The following is an 18,352-nucleotide window of genomic DNA, read 5'->3' as shown; positions in this document are numbered from 1 at the left end:
CCGGTAGGGTTAATACGATCATTTTCTTCCTGTATGCGGTCTTTATAAAGGTAATTATTACAATTTTTTAGTAAAAATATAATTAGTGCGCTACTGATGAGTAATGCAATGATGGTTAGTTTTTTTGTCATGATTATTGCCTATTAATAACCCCATGATTTATGCTTATAAAACATAGTGACCACTAGTCCCCGCCGTCAATTTTAAACTACCATCATATTGAATGTTGTAGTAATGAGTCCCTGGAGCGGGTATATCGCCCAATACAGCCTCCTTTAAACCGCCATAGCCAGGATACAAGCTATAAATATCCTTATTTTTTATCCAGTTTGGCACGTTTTCCATATGGTAATAAAAATAAATCATGCGCATTCCTTGCAACTGATCATCAACCTCATCAATTTTATCAACTACAATTCGACCAAAGCAGAAATTTGTGCCGCCCCACCATGTTTTATCAAGATATTTACGCCCTTCATCCGTTAAATTATAGCGGTATAGTGGCTTGTCGCCATCGTGACCGACCAGCTCTTCGGTAAATAATCCCTCTTTGGCATAAAGGGATAGTTTTAAGTTAAGTTCGTTATTAGCAGCGATTTTGTCATAAGGATCGTTAGGATCTATTTCCCCTTCAAGATAATGAATGGTATAGGGGTACATATCTGCATATAGCTCGCCCACAGCGAGGCAAACCGCTCTATTGCCGGTAGGGTTAATACGATCATTTTCTTCCTGTATGCGGTCTTTATACATGTAATTATTACAACTTTTTAGTAAAAATATAATTAGTGCGCTACTGATGAGTAATGCAATGATGGTTAGTTTTTTTGTCATTATAGCTCCTGTTTATTAAGATTATTTTGTTGCGCCGGTAATATCGTTTACCAACGAGTCTATCCAGTTAATTACTTGATACTGATAAGAGAGCAGATAAGGAAAGACCGCATTACCATCGCTGTCGGTTTTTCCTTCTGGCCAATATTGAATTGCGCAAATCACTTCAAACTCACCATTTACTCGACCTAATAGCTGGTTAATTCCAAATAAGCCTACATCAGGTGCTTTAGTCTTAGATGATGTTGTATCGGTATTAGTATCGGTATTAGTATCGGTATCGGTATTAGTATCGGTATTAGTATCGGTATCGGTATTAGTATCGGTATTAGTATCGGTATTAATATCGGTATTAATATCGGTATTAGTATCGGTTTGGGTGGTGTCTTTGTCTTCTTCATAAGGATCTGATTTCACTGTTATATCAATGGTGTGTTGCATTTTATACCAAGTTTCTAATGCTTGATTTTGTTTATCGGGGTCAGCTTGCAAATAGTCATAACTTTCTTGCTTTTTGTTTCTTACCATATTTTTATGCACTGGTTTAAAACATTTGGTATTACATTGAATCGGTTGAACAGTTAATTCCTTACCGCCATGACTAACCTGCAGAATAGTATCGAATTGTTCACCGCGATGGCGGATGGTGATCTCGCCTTCAAATGCGGCTTTATTCTTAACAAAATCGGGTAACTGCATCACTAAATGTAACTTGTACAGTGAAGTGTTTGGGGTTTGTTCTATGATATCAATGATTTCGCTTATATCATCCGATCCCCAGACTATGCCATTTATGCCGTTGACTTTATAGGGTGGTGCTTCGTTTTTATTGTTTTTGCCTTCTTCAAGCAGTTCACGAATGGGCACCTCGTAATGCGCAGTTCGGCAAGTTCCTTTGCGCGAAGCAAGGTAAAAATCCTGTTCGGATAAGTAGTTGCCTGTATCACTAATGGGATAAGGCGGATATAAGTCATTGCGAGCAAATTTACCAAAAATTGAGCGGTTGATCCATTTGTCCATTTCGTCCCAGTTACTGTCGTCGTCATAAGTACCAAATAGAAAATTGATCACAAATGGGGCTAAAAACAGCACGATTGTCCACGGGGCGGCAATGCCCAATACCATGCCAAGCCCTGCTGCGGCAAAGCCAATGGTTGAGTTTATCATAAACCCTACCGCGCCAGGATCACCACGGGTTACGGCATTCATTGAGCGACATAGATCACCAAAACTGTCGATTATGGCAATCGTTTTTGCCGCATAACCTAATATTTTGCCAGCTTTACCAATTTTACCAAGTAAATCGGTAAGTGTTTTGTCACGCTCGCAAAACAGTGCTTTTAGTTTTATGCCATCAAGAATGGCATAAGAAGCAGTTAAAGCGATATCAAGATAGGTTCTTAATAATGCTCTTGAAACTTTGTCGATAAATGCTGAATCAGTCAATGTGTTCAGGTTAGCTTTCAAAGCATTAATTTGTAGATATTGATAAGCAAGCGTAAAGACATTCATTGCACCAGATACTGATGTATCATACACGGCAGTTCGCCATTTTTGTTGTCCCTGAAATTTAGCTGCGTTTAGTTCTTCATATTCAATTACATTGACATCTTTGAATTTATCTACATTCGCAGTGCCTCGGCTAGTGGTCATTGATTGTTCAAACTTTATTCGTTCATTTTCATCGCTAAATGTCAGTAACATATCTAGTTCGACAAATGTACCTTTTGCCTTAGGTAGGTCTCGTTTTTTCACTCTAAATCTTTCTTGCGTTGACGAATAGTTCCCGCGTATACGGGTGCCATTGGAGGTCATTAGATTGCCATTATTACTTTGGGCATACACAACCTGCGCTGAGCTACCAAGATTATCTAAAAATTGTTGCAGATTTGATACTGGCACTTTTACTCTATATTGTTTATGCGCTGCTACTGAAAACATATTCATCGCTTTAATCAAGTGAGTATCGACCACTTCGGTTTTAAGGTTATAGGTATTATTATTAGAAAGGTTTTTGGCGATATTACTCATTGATAATTTGATCAGTTCTTCTTTTATATAAGCCCCGACAGTCACATTACCGTTAAGCTTTAAATTGGAGATTTGTTTGATTTTTTTGATATTTTTTTTAGCACCCGACAAAGGATTATTGACTTTGGTGTTTCCTTTTGGTATTTCTTTACCACGATTAGCTAAAATTGTTTTGACCTCTTGCGTTAACTGTTTATCAGCTTCGGGAATATCTCCTGATGTAACATTAAACAGTGAATAAGCACCTTCATAGCCCTCGATTAAATAATGATAAATGCTGTTTTTATTGTTTATCAGCATTGCCCACAGATTGGCTTGTTTATCTAAATAAAAGTTGCCGACAGAATCATTATCTAAAATAATCAACAAACTGGATAGCACGAGAATATGTTGGTCAGAGGTATCGGGATCGCATTCGGTTAACCAAAATGGGACAGTGTTTTTTTCGCCAAACAACCATAATAGATATGTCAAATAATCTTCTGATACTTGTTCAACATAGGTTAATAAATTTTGGTAAAGGGTTTTATCTAACGCTTTATATTTGGCTATTGATTCGTTATTAAGACGTTTTGATTCTTTGTTGTTCCAGCTTCGGTTTCTTTTCCATTCGGCAACTTTGTCTTTAGCGTTGGGATATTTGACAGCTACAACATCATAACCTTTTATTGTGCGTAATTTTTTCTTTTCTTGATAAATAGCTAAAATCTCTTTTTTTTGTGCATCTGAAATATTAATAAGTTGATAATCGCCCAATGGTGGTAAATTATCCATTCCAGATCCACTTAAACTGATCTCACTGATATACCTAAAATAAAAAAAACGGGCAACTTGATTATAAGCCCATCTAAAAGCGGGTATGCCTCGTATTGCTAATTTGTTTTCGATCGCAAATTCAGTATCACCCACCACATCTAACACAAAAATTTTATCCAATAAGTCCTTACCATTATCTCCTTTATAAAGCTCAGTTTTTAGCACTAACTTTGCCTCTTGTTCGGCATATCTTTTTAAATCTTTATTATAATGACCATTTGGTTTATAAAAGGCAAATAAAATACACTCTGACGCATCCTCAATTTGGTTATTGACTTTCAGTATATCTTTATAATTTTCAATACTATTGTATTGGTTACGTGCATAACTGGTTTCAGGTTTAAAGTAAAGAAAGGGGTGCTCTGATGCCTGACTTTGTTGATTAGTAAAATAATCTTCAATGGCTTTGGTTCTTTTACCGACTAAATTAGCCATAACTTCATAGGCTTTATTTCGATATTTTCCCGATAACCATTGTTGCGTTGGTAATGCAAAGTCCAATACTTTAAGTTTTTCATCCACCGTTTTATAATGCTGGTTATACTGGAGATCTAAAATATTTTCTGCATAAAATGATTTAATAATATCTGGGTCAATATCATCACCTAGCTGTGTTGATTCTTCAAGAATAATCTCTGGGATGGTTTTACCCAAATTTTTTCTTAGCCTTTTTTGAATCGCAATGGTTTGCTCTTGGCTTCGGCCTGCAAGCCCATTAATTACTGGTGCTAATAACTGTCTTCGTTGTACTGATAGCTCTTCGGCTAAACCAAAAGAGTCTTCAATCAATATTACGCCAATTTCATTAGTTTGATAATTTGAATTTTCTCGCGCTTCACCTTGGTAACCTTTTATCGTCTTTTTAAAATTTTCATTCAGCCCACCCGCTTCTTTTTTTAACGAGTTAAAATGGCTAGCAGTACAAAAAAGAGGTTTAAAATAATTAAGTATATTTGATGTGCTACTGTTTACGATTTCGTTTAAATCGACTTTTTTAGTATAAAAAATACCTTTGCCTATCGCTTGGTCAATTGGGGTGTTTAATGATGTTGATTTTTTTGTTAATTTATCTCGATAATTTTTTTGTTGTTTTTCATCAAAATAGTCAAGCACTTCTTTATTACTACATTCTATTTCAACTAGATAGCGTTTTATGGGCGCTGCTTCGGTATTCTCATCATTTTGTTCTGTGTCATTTGGTTCACTAGCTTTGGGCTTATGCGAACTTTGTGTTTGATTATCATTAGCTTTACGGATAAAATCACCAAAAGAAAAACTTCTTTGATGTTTTGAATCAGTCATATCAATAGGATTAGTCTTGGTTAAATCAACAACGGTAAAACGTTTATCTCGGCTTTCTTCGTTTTTGCGATAATATTCAATGACTTCTTTATCCCAACGATAAGGGCTATAGGCTATCCATGCTTTATCATAAATTTTATTATCTAATGTAATAAATTTCGCTTTAAACTGATGCCCATCTGTAACGCAAGATGATGGTAGCTCTTTTGGTCTTGATCCTTTGATATCCCTTAACTCTCTCAACCGAAAAGCTCCAGAATGAGTGACTTCAAAAGCTTTCACTTTTAATAAATTGAGATTGGTTCCCTCCCATTCTTTAACTGATTTATTTTTGTGTAGCAAAATATAGACGTACCCTTCTCTTAACGTTCGGTAGGCATATTTAAAATGCTTTAACGTTTCTGTAGGTTCTCGATCGCCTAGAGCTAACATGCCTTGCTCCCATTTGATACCTTTAAAATTTTTAGGCACAATACTTTTTCGGACTAAAAAAAGTGGAAAACCCGAACGCTGGCAAGCACCGCATTTACCATTGCTCAATTTCATATTGGCTGCGGCTTCATTAATTAGCTCAGGCGTAATTTCAGGTGGCGCTTGATTAGTTTCAACGTTGTCGTCTTCGAAGTCTGAATTATTGTTCTTGTTGTTTTTGTTATTAGAATCCATTTCATTTTTCCTTATTTCTATTTTTTATTTTTGTTGTTTTTCAATAATGCTTGGAATGTTGAATTGATGGCCAAAAATTGCTCTGATAATGTTCCTGGCGACTGCAAAGCAACATCGTCAATGATAGCGCTGATTTTTTCATGTTGTTGTAGATCACCATACTGCATGGAATAAAATACATAGATCGTTCTGTCTTTAATGTCTGTTAAGCCAAGTAAACTTGCCGTATAGTAATGCTCTATTAATGTTATTAAATCATTTTCGCCAACGGTTTGATTAATTTCTTCTTTGATGTCATACCAATTAACATATAGCCTAAATAAATTGTTAGATTCCTTTTGAAAAAAACGTATTTTAGGTGGCAAACTTGACGGTAGTAACTGATTATCTTTATTCGGTTCGATAACTCTTAATTTTTGTTGTATATCAATATAGTAGTAAGTTAAGTTAGTTGGGAAAAACACATTTATCCAATTTGGATCGGTCAGTTGGCTATCTTGTAAAAGTTGCATTCTAAACGGTTCGTAAAAGGGTACAAACCGCATTGAACACATTTCGCCCAATATTAAGCCTATTTTAGGTAACCATTGTGCAATTTCATCAATCGTTTGTTGCGCTACAAGCCAACCGCAAATATACGGTTTAGTGGTTAAAAAATCTTCACCAACTTGAACCATTGAGGAAAATAATAGATCTGTATTGACATCTTGATTAGGGTGACCAATACAGACTAAATGAGGGCAAGACGTTAATTCATGTAATAACTCTGGACGCTTAACCACCTCAATATTTTTTGGCGGTAAAAGTTGTTTTAACTGTTGTGGATAAAGTTCGCTTAATTCACTGGTTACGCCAAGCATATCAATTAATAAATAACGATAGTATTTTTTGTTATCTTCACTATTTAGCTGTTGTTGTAATGTATCCACTATATTGTCTCCGAGCATTGGCTACCTTTCGGTAATTCAACTTCTGGTACTTGGTAATTTGCAGGTCCTAATATACGAAAGCTAGCAGATTCAATCTGAACATCACCTGGGACGAGCATTTTTATCCCGCCATTTTCAATTACAATAGCAACATCATCACATGCCAATACAAGTTTTTTCTTGGCTGATATAATCACTTCGCTGTCGGTGCTGGTAATTGTCATATTTTGTTTTGAACTTAATTGCATTTCATCATTTTGAGCCTGTATTTCGACATTACCTTGCGAAGCAAATAGCTTTATGCCCATTTTGTTGGCAAATAGGCTTATCATGTTACCCGCAGTGACCATAAAGCGTTTAAACGCACTAACATCAACCGTGTTTTGTGCTGTCTGGATAATGTTTTCACCTGCGGTGTGTTGAATTGAACTTGGGGTGACATCCGCCATGCCAGCTGGTGCGTAAGTGAGTATTCCCGGTTGTTTTAGTTCTTTTAAGCTTTGTTCAAATAGCTGTTTTTGGGTTTGTAAATCAGCCAGTTCAGCTTTGGCGGCCTCGGCAAGTTCATTGAGCCGTTTAACCATTTCAGCCGCTTGCGCTAGTTCTTTAACAGCATTGTCCATTTGTAGCTGTATATGACTTGCTTGCGTTTGTTCTTCACTGGTAATATACAGCCCTTTACCCGCTCTTATCGCGCCCCATTCGTCGGTTCTCAGCTCAAAGCCTTCACCACGTTGTGCTTTTTTTTCGTTAACAAGGTGACCGATATTAAGTTGAGTTTTTCCGTATTCGGTAGCCAGTTTGATATGCTCTTGCCCACGTTTATCATCCATGCGCAGTTTGTTATTAGCTGGCGTGCGAATGACATTGCGGTGTTTGTTGATGGTGGTGACATGGTCAGGGTGAGCACTGTCATGCATTGCATGGGCAATATATGGCCTATCAGGATTGCCTTGCATAAAGGCGATGGCCACTTCGGTACCGTCAATTAATGGAAAGTGAAAACCATAGGTGTTACCCGCATAAGGTTTGGCTAAACGTACCCATAAGCTTTCCGTGCCACTTTTCCATTGTTTCAGGTCAACATTAAATTTAACCCGATAGCGCCCTTGAGTGTCGATATAGCCATAGGTGTCATGGTTGGGACTGGTGACACGGGCAGGTAATGTGCCACTAACTTGTGGCCAGCGTATGGGCGCAGGGCGATAGGGTTTTAAAGCTTGATAAGGAATGGCGGTAAAGGTGAGTTCATAGGCATCAGTGCGATTACCTTGCCCCTGCACACTTAAAATAATCACCCCGTCATTGATATCTGCCAGCGGACTGCCATTGATGTTAATCCATTGACCGGGAGCAAGGTTATAGTGGTTACTCTTGCCTTTGAGGATAATTTTCTGGCTAATGGCCTGTTCATGGCGAATACGCGCATACCATTGGCCGCTTTCAATCTGATTATCGTGAGTGTTATTGTCATTATCACGATTATCATCACTATTTTGCGGGTTCTCTTGGCCGTTGCTATCTAAGCCTTTATAGTGCTCGGCATAACGGTAGTCAGTGCCATAGGTGGTAAGGTCTTTGGGCTGGGTGTTTATTTCGCCCTGTAAATCGGCTAGGGCATCACGGTAGTTATAGTCTTGTACCTTGACTGAGGAGACCACCACTTCGCTATGCAAGCTGATATCCCACACACTTTCAACGCCCGTATCTGCCATGCCACTGGGTAGTTTATAGTCAATATCAGCCACCTGCGCATAGCCTTGCTCATAATCACTTAACACCATTACATCACAGTTGTGCTCAGCGTGCATTTCAAAGCGAAACCAGATACCGACATCAGCCAATAAGCGTTGAATAAATTCAAGGTCGCTTTCTTGCCACTGCGTAATAAACTCCCGCTCAGGGTAGCTATCTTTTAGCTCTAAACGGTAATCAATGCCCGTTAAACCATGACTGCGTAGCACTTCTTCAACCACACTGACCACGCTTTGATTTTGAAATATCGCATTATGTTTCCCCATAGCCAACCGTGCTAAGCACGAAGATAACACCACTTGATAATGGGCTTCATCTTTATTGACCGATAACTGACTAAACTCAGTAATCACCCCATGCAAGGTGCGTTTATTACTCAACGTGGGCAAGTCACTTAATGAGCGGATAGCGGAAGTTAATGGTTTGTTGATAACAGGATTAAAGGAGAAGGTCGATTTTTGATTAAGAAAGGAATCAGGCGATAAGGTTTTATCAGTACTGGTAAAAGTAATCACATAACGCCAAGGCTGGTTTAACGACTCATCACCATCAATATGCAAAACCGAAATCGGCGCCCCCAGCCCGTCAACCGTTAAGGTATAGCGATTATGGCTAACCCCACTCAAACCTGCCATTAAATCACTAAACCCGTCACCGAGTTGACTTAAAAGACGATTAAGTTCGTTTGACATGTTGTTCTCCTATTTATTTTTTACTCTGTACGACTAGCTGTTTCTTTTTCTAATTGTTTTTTATTACTGTCTTTTTCCTCTATTTTTGATACTTTTGAGGATGCTTTTTTTACCGTTGTTGCCTTTTTAGCTTTTGTTGGCTTAGTTTTACTATTTTTCGTTACCCATTCAAGTACAATGCCATCTGTTTCGCTAAAGTCGAGTTGTAACGTTAGTGATTGATTGTTTTGGCTATTAACCTGCTGTAGTAACAAGTTAGAAACTACTGGTAAGATTTGTTGATTTAAAATACTATCGATATTACGAGCACCTGTATCTGGCAATAAGCAAGCTGAAACTAAAGTATCGTAAAGTTTTTGACCAACATTAAACTCAATTTTGTAGTGTTTTTGTAATCGAGAGGCGACTTTATTTAATTTCATTTCAACAATTTTGCGCAGTGCAACATCATCTAATGGTTTATAAATGACAGTTTGAAAACGCGCTAATAATGCTGGTTGAAAGTGTTCACGTATAATAGGGCGCAATAATTCTTGCTGTGTTGCAATATCAGCATTTGGCATTTCGTCAAATAATGCCATTAATTCATCGCTGCCTAGGTTAGAAGTCATTAATATTAAGGTATTACGGAAATCAATTTCACGCCCTTCACCATCTCGCATAAAACCACGATCGAATACTTGATAAAATAGATTCAATACATCACGATGTGCTTTTTCGACCTCATCCAATAATACAACGCTATATGGGCGTTTACGGACGGCTTCAGTCAATATTCCACCTTGACCATAACCCACATATCCTGGTGGTGATCCTTTGAGTTGTGATACGGTATGAGCTTCTTGATACTCTGACATATTAATGGTGATCAAAGATTGTTCGCCACCGAAGAGTGTATCAGCTAAAGCTAAAGCTGTTTCGGTTTTACCTACACCAGATGGTCCGACTAATAAGAATACTCCCATCGGCGCATCTTCTGAGGTTAGCCCCGTTTTTGCGGCACGAATCCGTTTAGCGATGTCAAAAAGCGCGTTATCTTGACCAACAACACGTAAACGCAAATCATCTTCTAACATAAGCAAATGGCTTTGTTCATCTTTTAGTAGGCTTTCTAATGGCACTCCGGTCCAATCGGCAATAATTGAAGAGACAATTCGGCTATCAACATCAAGTGACAATAAAGGTAAATTTTTTTGTAGTTCACTTAATTTTTGCTGTGTTGAAATCAGTTGCTTTTGAATTTTTTTATCTTGTTTTAGTGTTAATTTTTGTCGTAACTCAATTAGTGTTTCAACAAGTTTTTTCTCTTTTTCAAATTGTATTTGTTGATTGGTTAATTTTTTTTGTAATTCGTCTAGTTGTAAATCGATTTCCCTCATACGATCTGTTGATAGCTGTTCGCCTAATATTACATCAGCTTCTATTGCCTCTTGTTCTATTGTCAATGAGGCAATTTTTGCTTCAAGCAACGTGATTGATTCAGGTATTGTATCTAGCCCCATGCGAACCCTTGCTGAAGCTGTGTCAAGCAGATCAACGGCCTTATCTGGCAGTTGACGACCACTGATATAACGTCGAGAAAGCGAAACCGCTGTTTTAACAGCTTCGTCCAGTATATGTACACCATGGTGTTTTGCGTATCGTGATTTTAAACCACGTAGCATAAGACAGGCTTTCTCGTCATCAGGCTCATCAACTTTAACAATTTGAAAACGACGCTCTAACGCAGCATCTTTTTCAAAATATTGTTTGTATTCAGACCATGTTGTAGCAGCAATTGTACGTAATTCACCTCTAGCTAGTGCAGGTTTTAATAAATTTGCTGCATCAGCTCCACCAGCTGAATTGCCTGCACCAATAATGGTGTGCGCCTCATCAATAAAAAGTAATATTGGGTTCGGTGATTGTTGAACAGCCTCAATCACATTTTTTAATCTTTGTTCAAATTCACCTTTTACGCCAGCACCAGCTTGTAGTAAGCCAAGATCAAGCATTAATATGCTAACTTTTTCAAGATTCTTAGGCACGTTGCCTTCTGCAATACGAAGCGCCAATCCTTCAACTAATGCCGTTTTACCTACGCCAGGTTCCCCCACTAAGATTGGGTTATTTTTGCGACGACGAGATAAAATATCGATCATTTGCCTTATTTCACTATCGCGACCAAATACAGGATCAATTTTACCTGTTTTCGCTTTTTCGGTAATATCTTCAGTAAATCGACTAAGCGCTGCTTGATAATGTTTTTGTTGCACAGCTTGTTGTTGGTTATTTTTAGTCTCAGCTGTTTGCGAATCCTGATTAGTATCAATTTTTGATTGGGATGTACTATCGATATCATTATTTGAATGATAGCTGTATTGATTTACTGGGTTTTCATCTGATATTTCATTTAATTGAGTACGCATTTTTTGTAATGACACAACGGATAAGCTAAGCAATTGCCATGCATCTTGTGCTTTTAAGCAATGAGGCATCTCTTGTAGCACTTGTAAAATATGTACTGAACGAATGACATCTTCTTGATCTTCAAGTGAAGCCTTTAACCATGCTGATTGTAATACTGCAATCAACGATGACGATAAACTAGGTTTTGTATTAATTGTGTGTGGTAAAATGTCTAAATAATTCAATAACCCTTGCCAGACTTTGTCCATATCTAGTTGGTAATGTCTTGCAATAAATGAAATATCACCTGCACCTTGTTCTAATAATTTTAATAGCCAATGTTCAAGTGTAATTTCTGGATGTGCTCTCGTTTGACATAATTCTGCCGCAGCTTCAAGTGCTCTTGCACAATACGGATTGAGTCGCCTTAATAAAACAGAAGGATCGGCAATCATTACTATTCCTTTCGTTATGTTATTGTTTATAAAAAAATGTTGATTCTGCCGTAATGACAGAATCAACAAAAACCACATTAGGCTCTACTTTCAACCCAGCTATCTGAGTGAATGATGTTGCCATCTTTATAAGTCCAAGTGATTTTTTCGTAACGTAATTCAATACGCTCTAAGTGATTGTATTGTTCTTTTGTTGGATCTTTAATGTTGTGCATTTCAGGTTTAATAGAAACAATTTTTACGTTATCCATTAATGTGTTGAAATATTCAATTTCCTGACCTGCATCATTAATTTTGTACCATTTGATTTCAACAGACTTTAAGTTTTGGCCTGTAGTTACAGCTTTGTAAAGATAAGGTGATGAAGCATCAACTTCTTTAACAAATTCAAGTGCTTTATGAACGCGAGTTCCGGTTAATTTACCTGTATTACCATCGGTTGGAATGTAGACTTTGTGATCAAATTCAACCACTTCAACACTACCTTCACGTCCTACTACAGTTACAGAACCTTTAATTTCTGCACCACCATCGTCTTTTAAAAACATATACGCTGGAACTGCCATTGTTTTTACTCCTTTTTTGATTATTATTAAACACTCTTAGTTTTCATTTGCCAAAATACAATTTGACATTTGAGGAACTAAGCTAATTTCTACTCGCCGGTTTTGTGCTCGACCTTCCAGAGTGTCGTTACTAACTAGCGGTTTTTTTGCTCCATACCCTTGTATTGCAAAACAGGTTTCAGGGATATCACTAGCTTTTATAATCCAGTTTCGTACTGCTGTTGCACGCTCAAGTGATAATTGAATATTTTTATTTTCATCACCAGTGGAGTCAGTATGCCCTGCAACTAAAATAAGCCATCCTGTTCCGTGGTTAGCATTTATTTGTTTTTTCATTTCAACTAACGCATTGACTAATATTTTGGTTGAATCTGATTTTAAGCTTGATTGGCCACTTTCAAATAATGCTAAACTATCTAGACGAATCACGGACGGTACTTCTTTCATGATAACTTTTTCTTCTTTAATAATAATTTTTTCTGGCTCTGGTGGTTTAGCAACATAATCACTCATAGAGACATTTAAAGGCTCAAGTAATTGTTGTCCATGATAAAGTCCCATACCTAAACGAACAGGTTCCCCCTGAGCTAAATATTGATTTAACATTGCTCTATCGTCTTTAAGTAACTCAAGTGCTTGTCGCTTTTCTTCATAACTGTCCATCGAAATTAAATGGTAATGTCGAATATCATTTTGTATTTGATCAGAAAGTTTAATATTGTTCCAAAAAGATGCGCCTAAGCATCCCATAATAAATATGGACGTGATTGTAATTAATCCACAGACCATCGTGGCAATAGGCGAAAATGGGTAAGCTATTGGCATAAATTTAATTAAGGAATCGGGCGGACTTACATTATCTTCAATTTTATGGTTATTTGGCAGTGGTAAAGTCGTGATGCTTTCCCATTGTTTTTGCATAATATTGTTATTTACAATAGATTGATTTATAGGATAAATCGCTATCCCCGTTGGCTTACATTTTGCTATAGGCTGTTTTGGATCAATTAATGTTGATAATACGATTTGTTCAATCCAAGATTGTGTTTCGTTTAGCAATGGTCTTAATCGTAATCGTCTTTCTCGTTCGCTTGAAGGCGTTTTAATATCATTAACCCAATTGTTTAGAGGCGATAAATAACGATCAAGCAGAAATAATTTGTGATCGACTAATTGAAACCAATAAACAGGTAATGGATTTTGTTCATCATAAATTAAATTATTTAGACCAATATGTGTCGATAAGTAAACAGGCAGTTGATATTTTGCAATGCGACATGTATCTGCCCATGATTGACGAAATGCCTGTAGTTTAGCAATGAATAACCCTTGTTTATCCTCAAGTTCAGGCGTTAAAGCAAGAAATATGCCTACTCGCCCTATCATATCTGGCCATTTTGAAATTAATGAATCATAAACGATAGGTAAATGAGAATATTCTTCAACATAAATCCATACCGCTTCGGATGAAACAACAATATTCGATTCTGCTATGGATAGATCTTCTGGGAAAAAGTCTTTTGCTGCACTACCAGTTACCAATAAGATAGGTAATCGATAACGTTGCCTTGCTGGTAATAAATCAAGCTTTTGGGTTAAAAAGTCAATATTTGTTGTTGATAAAGCAAGCATCCGCCGATAGCGTTGCATTCGCCATAGCAATCCACCTGCAATAACTAAAACTAAAATCGTACCAATAATTTTCCAACCGACTGTTATTGGTAAAAATACAAATAGTAACAATAAGCTTAATATAGCAGCATAAATAATTTGAATTCGTTTAGGGTAATCGCTCATAAATTCCCCTTTAACCTACAATTTTTTTAATCAACGTATCAAGTCGATAATCTAATAAAAAGTAAAGAACAATAACCAACAAAACGGATAACGCAGTACAAGATAACAGTATTGTTTTGCGTCCTAAATAACGATAAGTTTTGGTTTGTTCAACAATAGGATGAGCTTGTTCTGGCTCGTACTCTCGTACAGCTTCACGCAGGGCTAAAATCAAGTGTTCCCTTTCCATTTGAGGTTTATCTAGATAGCACCCTTGAAAGCCAAGCCCAAGCACTCTGTCAAAGCAACTTAATACTAATGGATCTTTTTTATCTGCTTTTAAGCGTCCGCGAATTTTTTCAAATAAATCATAACCAGCATTATGTGTATTAAAAAAGATGACTTGTAATGGTGCGCCTAACCACTCATCATAATCTTGTTTTTCGGGTTTATCACGATGGCGAAGTAATACTGTTTCATCTAATAATGCACATAGGGCATAACTTATATCATCAATCACACCTTGACTATATTGTGCCTTATATAACGTCTCACGAACGGTCGTCACTTGCTGTTTACAAAGTTCATATAATTTATGTCCTGATGGAATATCCGCTTTCGCTTTTAATTGGACAACAACTAATATTGAATCTCGTAATAATTCATCAATGACTATTGTTTGTGGTTCTATACTCATAATCTTGACCCTATGATCGCAAAACTGCGAAAAGTTCTAGTGAAATATCTGGCATTGCTCTTGGCACATAAAACTCACAACAGCGAGTTTGCAACATATTTTTTGCTGCACTATGCGATAGATCTAGTGCAAAATATTGATTTTCTAAACGCATAGGTATTGCCGCCGGAACATGGCTAAGCGCTTTTATTGGTATACCCGATAATGCTGAATGTATAATTTGCCTTACATCATCTGGTGCACCAGCTTTACATAATATTGGAAACTGAGACTGTAATTGATGTCCAGGCAGACTTGAACGTACAGAGAGATAAAAATCAGCATCTTCAACAAGACGAGAATCGTTTAAGCGACCTGTCCATAATGTATCTTTATTATGGACTAAATCAATTTTAATCACTCGAGATGGTAAGCTTTCTTCTAATAAATTACGCACTAATCCAAATAATGGTGGGAAAACTTCATTAAGGTTGGTGTGTTGATAAGCTGGAATTTTATCAACATCATTTACTAATGAAAACGTTAACAATGCACCTGTTAATGCCGTTAATGTTTGGTAAAGGTTTTCTGGGTGAATAGTTGGATTATCACGTAAAAATTTAAGTTGAGGCTCAAATGTGTTTAGTGCATTTAAAAGCCAAAACAGGGATACATCAGCTATTGCAAATTCAGCCATTTGTTCGTTACGTTCATGTCTCATGCCCATTAAACGTTGACGTTTAGCCTGTATTTGGATACATAATAGTTCTAACTCTTTTATTAATGTTCCACTTTGAGTAAATAAATTAATTAGTGGAGGAAGATATTCAAAATCAAGTACAAAACGACCATTTAGATCTCGCTTAAGGCATGCAATTGGGCATGTTAAATAATCACTATGATCTTCAAAATCAAATAAAAAAGTTAACGCATAACGCTCAACAGCGATTGTTTCAGCATTTTGTCCAAATAGATCTATCACTTCTACCCATTCTTGTCGATAGCGAAGTGGTCTTTCAAGTTGTTGATTGTCTTGTAGACAGTTACCCCCATTAGCTTGTAGCAATGGTATTCCAATAAATACAATGACTTCTTCACGCTCAGGTGGAACATCCGTATTTAGTGTTCTAGCTTCGGGTAATTTATCAGCAGCATCAGTATTAATCAGCACTCCATCACGAAAGCGAATACTAATAGATTCTGCCTGCAAGCGATCGATTGTCAGTGCTTGCGTATCTATGACTAATTTTTCAATACCCCATGGGTTAGCTACTGCCATAGCTGCTAACTTTTGAGAGGAAAACTGTTGCCATAACGCCTGTTGCTGAAATTGTTGAGGTGTCAAAAAGACACCTTCATTCCATAAAGGACGAAAAATTTTCATGAATCCTACCACCCAGATTGTTTGATATTAAGCTTTAGCTTTTGGCATTTGTGATACCATCGATAAATTAATATCCATTCCTTCAACTTGGAAATGTGGGATTAAAAATGTTTTAACACGGAAGAATCCTGGGTTATCCTCAATATCTTCAACAATAACTTTTGCTTCTCGTAATGGATGAGATGCTTGAACTTCGTCACTAGGATCGGTCATTTCAGTCACAAGGTTACTAATCCATTTATTTAACTCAAGTTCAAGAACTCGACGATCTTTTGTTGTTCCAATATTTTCTCGCTGAATCACTTTTAAATAATGAGCAATACGTGATAATAAGAAAATATATGGTAAGCGTGCATTAATACGGCTATTTGCTGTTGCTTCTTTTGTATCATATAGCGCTGGTTTTTGTGCCGAATTTGCAGAGAAGAAACAAGCATAATCTCTATTTTTATAGAAAGAGAGCGGTATAAAACCTAAATTAGCAAATTCAAATTCACGTGTTTCTGGGATAAGAACTTCAGTTGGGATCTTAACTTGGTTTCCTGTACCTAAATCGTAAAGATGGATAGGTAAATCTTCGACAAGTCCTCCAGCTTGTGGACCTCGAATTTGTACACACCAACCATTACGAATAAAACTTTGTACCATGTTAGCAGCAAAAGCATACGAAGCGTTAGCCCATAAATAACGACTATGTTCAATGCCTTTAACATCTTCAATATAGTTAAAACTACGGACAGGTACTGTATCAGGACCATAAGGTAAACGAGCTAATACTCTTGGTAATGTTAAGCCAACATAACGTGAATCATCCGTTTCGCGGAAACTGTTCCATTTTGTATATTCAGCTCGATCAAAATAATTTGCAATGTCTTTAATTGCAGCAACTTCTTCCATGGTTTCTTTACCAAAGAATTTTGGACCGACAGAACCAACAAATGGCATATGTGCCGCAGCTGCAACTTTTGAAATATTACGTAATAAAGCAATATCTTGTGGACCTCGATCAAACTCATAATTCGAGATAGTTACACCTATAGGTTCTCCACCTGGTGTATCATATTCTTGAATATAAGTATGACGATAAAACCCTGTTTGTATGATTTCTGGGGCATCTTCAAAATCTTGGCGAAGATCTTCTTTTGAAGCATCTAATAATTCAATTTTTACGTTGCGTCGGAAATCAGTACGATCCACTAAAAATTTTAAACCACGCCATGTCGCTTCAATTTCTTGGAACGTTTCGTTATGCATAATTGCATCTAATTGTCGGCTCAGTTTTTGGTCGATTTGGCTAATATGGTAATCTAATAAATGTTTGTCTAGTTTTTCAACTTTTTGAGATGAGCCTTGAATCAATTTGAGTAAAATATCAACAGCCATCGTGACACGTTCATCTTGTGAGGACTCAAATAATACATCATTATCTTCGTATTTATCGATCTCACCAGCTTTTTGGATTGGATTTAAATTTATTTTATTAAATAAAGATTGGTAAACACTACCATTATCTTCTAAAACGGTTTGGTTAACACTTTTTTGTTCTGTTTTTTCGTTCATTGCTTTTTTCCTTATTGTTCATCAATAACGATATAATTTATTTCGAAAGTAACTAGATAATTTATTAAAAACATTTATTTTGTGTTTTTAGATACAATTGATTCTAATTCTGCACGAAGCTCATCAGATAATTGTTCATCTTTAACAATTTTCTCTAGTTCGTAACGAAATGTAGCGTTGTCTAGTAAGTTAGATTTCAAATCTCTTAATAAATTACGCATAGCAAGCAAAGAACGAAGCTGAGGAATGTTTCTTGCAACTTGTTCAGGTTTAAAATCATTCATTGATTCAAAAGCAAGTTCTACACTAATATCGCTACCATCATCTGCAAGAGTATTTGGTACATTAATTTTGGCAGAAGGTCTAAATTCTTTTAATACTGCATCAAAATTATTTTTATTAATGGATACTTTCTCTTTTTCTGAAAGTGGACGTTTGTCTTTACCACGACCATAATCACCAATAGATAAAATTTTTAAAGGTAACTCAACTTTCTTTTGAGCCCCACCAGTATGAAGATCT

Annotated in this window: 11 protein-coding genes; all 11 read right to left on the bottom strand. The window is 36.7% G+C overall.

Translation table 11 applies throughout. From position 1 onward, the window contains the following. Positions 1-165: 165 nt before the first annotated feature. Complete coding sequence (locus A9G44_RS03645) at positions 166-834, bottom strand: hypothetical protein (protein ID WP_065609230.1); 669 nt, start codon at positions 832-834, stop codon at positions 166-168. Between the two features lie 21 nt (positions 835-855). After that, positions 856-5,649, bottom strand: a complete 4,794-nt coding sequence (locus A9G44_RS13455; RefSeq protein ID WP_065609229.1) for a toxin VasX — start codon at positions 5,647-5,649, stop codon at positions 856-858. A 17-nt stretch (positions 5,650-5,666) separates the two neighbouring features. Continuing rightward, positions 5,667-6,596, bottom strand: a complete 930-nt coding sequence (locus A9G44_RS03635; RefSeq protein WP_143426300.1) for a hypothetical protein — start codon at positions 6,594-6,596, stop codon at positions 5,667-5,669. Beyond that, the gene (locus A9G44_RS03630; protein ID WP_081298236.1) at positions 6,578-9,025 is read right to left on the bottom strand and encodes a type VI secretion system Vgr family protein; all 2,448 of its coding nucleotides are present in this window, start codon (positions 9,023-9,025) and stop codon (positions 6,578-6,580) included. Before A9G44_RS03630 ends, A9G44_RS03635 begins: the two co-directional genes overlap by 19 nt. 20 nt (positions 9,026-9,045) lie before the next feature. After that, positions 9,046-11,868, bottom strand: a complete 2,823-nt coding sequence (tssH, locus tag A9G44_RS03625; RefSeq protein ID WP_065609227.1) for a type VI secretion system ATPase TssH — start codon at positions 11,866-11,868, stop codon at positions 9,046-9,048. A gap of 77 nt (positions 11,869-11,945) precedes the next feature. Further along, complete coding sequence (locus tag A9G44_RS03620) at positions 11,946-12,434, bottom strand: Hcp family type VI secretion system effector (RefSeq protein WP_065590676.1); 489 nt, start codon at positions 12,432-12,434, stop codon at positions 11,946-11,948. 36 nt (positions 12,435-12,470) lie between these two features. Then, the gene (locus tag A9G44_RS03615) at positions 12,471-14,231 is read right to left on the bottom strand and encodes an OmpA family protein (protein WP_065609226.1); all 1,761 of its coding nucleotides are present in this window, start codon (positions 14,229-14,231) and stop codon (positions 12,471-12,473) included. 10 nt (positions 14,232-14,241) lie between these two features. After that, complete coding sequence (gene tssL, locus A9G44_RS03610; protein ID WP_065609225.1) at positions 14,242-14,907, bottom strand: type VI secretion system protein TssL, short form; 666 nt, start codon at positions 14,905-14,907, stop codon at positions 14,242-14,244. 10 nt (positions 14,908-14,917) lie between these two features. Continuing rightward, complete coding sequence (gene tssK, locus A9G44_RS03605) at positions 14,918-16,270, bottom strand: type VI secretion system baseplate subunit TssK (protein WP_065609224.1); 1,353 nt, start codon at positions 16,268-16,270, stop codon at positions 14,918-14,920. Positions 16,271-16,297: 27 nt separating this feature from the next. Further along, on the bottom strand, positions 16,298-17,830 hold the full coding sequence (gene tssC / locus A9G44_RS03600) for a type VI secretion system contractile sheath large subunit (protein ID WP_065590680.1): 1,533 nt from the start codon (positions 17,828-17,830) through the stop codon (positions 16,298-16,300). Positions 17,831-17,904: 74 nt separating this feature from the next. Beyond that, positions 17,905-18,352: type VI secretion system contractile sheath small subunit (tssB, locus tag A9G44_RS03595; protein WP_065609223.1), on the bottom strand; the 448-nt coding region annotated here is incomplete at its 5' end.

Source organism: Gilliamella sp. Occ4-3 (assembly GCF_001690675.1).
Lineage (GTDB): Bacteria > Pseudomonadota > Gammaproteobacteria > Enterobacterales > Orbaceae > Gilliamella > Gilliamella bombi.
Note: the sequence above shows the minus strand (reverse complement) of the source record. Positions and strands in the feature narration are given on the sequence as shown.

Bases quoted from the DNA above. Each gene is read 5' to 3' on its own strand.
- A9G44_RS03645 (WP_065609230.1), bottom strand. From the start codon at position 834: ATGACAAAAAAACTAACCATCATTGCATTACTCATCAGTAGCGCACTA.
- A9G44_RS13455 (WP_065609229.1), bottom strand. From the start codon at position 5,649: ATGGATTCTAATAACAAAAACAACAAGAACAATAATTCAGACTTCGAA.
- A9G44_RS03635 (WP_143426300.1), bottom strand. From the start codon at position 6,596: ATGCTCGGAGACAATATAGTGGATACATTACAACAACAGCTAAATAGT.
- A9G44_RS03630 (WP_081298236.1), bottom strand. From the start codon at position 9,025: ATGTCAAACGAACTTAATCGTCTTTTAAGTCAACTCGGTGACGGGTTT.
- tssH (WP_065609227.1), bottom strand. From the start codon at position 11,868: ATGATTGCCGATCCTTCTGTTTTATTAAGGCGACTCAATCCGTATTGT.
- A9G44_RS03620 (WP_065590676.1), bottom strand. From the start codon at position 12,434: ATGGCAGTTCCAGCGTATATGTTTTTAAAAGACGATGGTGGTGCAGAA.
- A9G44_RS03615 (WP_065609226.1), bottom strand. From the start codon at position 14,231: ATGAGCGATTACCCTAAACGAATTCAAATTATTTATGCTGCTATATTA.
- tssL (WP_065609225.1), bottom strand. From the start codon at position 14,907: ATGAGTATAGAACCACAAACAATAGTCATTGATGAATTATTACGAGAT.
- tssK (WP_065609224.1), bottom strand. From the start codon at position 16,270: ATGAAAATTTTTCGTCCTTTATGGAATGAAGGTGTCTTTTTGACACCT.
- tssC (WP_065590680.1), bottom strand. From the start codon at position 17,830: ATGAACGAAAAAACAGAACAAAAAAGTGTTAACCAAACCGTTTTAGAA.